This is a genomic window from Mesorhizobium sp. M0587 (genome assembly GCF_040320945.1).
Taxonomy (GTDB): domain Bacteria; phylum Pseudomonadota; class Alphaproteobacteria; order Rhizobiales; family Rhizobiaceae; genus Mesorhizobium.
Genome location: NZ_JAMYQP010000124.1, coordinates 1 through 566 on the forward strand (window position 1 = coordinate 1; position 566 = coordinate 566).

The window sequence follows — 566 nt, forward strand, 5'->3', positions numbered from 1 at the left end:
AGCAGTCGTCGAAGGACGGGATGCACCAGCCGGAGGTTGTCAAGACGACGTATCGCGCCGATTATGCCAAGCGCGGCCGCCCGGCCGACGAGGACCACACGATAGTCCCCGACGAGGACCGCACGATCATTGCTGACTTCATCGCGGCCACCGGCCGTGGCGCCAGGAGGACTATCTTGCCGCAGGCAACGAGTCTGCGCGAATTCAGCGCATGGCTTCGGACGCAGCCCCAGGGCCGGACACTGGGCGGCCTGCTTGACGCTCCTGGCAACCCTGACGATCCCAATGGGTTGATTGGCCGCGCGAACGCGTTTGCGCATCAGTCTGGCGACGCCCTAATCAACGCTGCATTGGCGGCGATCCAGCGGGTGCGCGCCGGGAACGTCGACGAGCACCTCTTTTCCCAGATCACGAAGGTGATGAACGACGCCAGGGAAAGGAATCCTGACGTCGCTGCATACAATACCGTGGTGAACTGGGTATCCGCGCTGCGCAGGTTCAGCGTCTGGCTTCAGCCCAGCAACTTGACGGTGGCCAGCCTCGTTGATGACCCTGGTGCGTTGAAT

The 566-nt window shown here is 63.1% G+C and carries 1 pseudogene; it reads left to right on the plus strand.

The annotated features are described in order from the left end of the window. A pseudogene (locus NKI49_RS33305) lies at positions 1-566 on the plus strand (hypothetical protein); the annotation flags it as partial.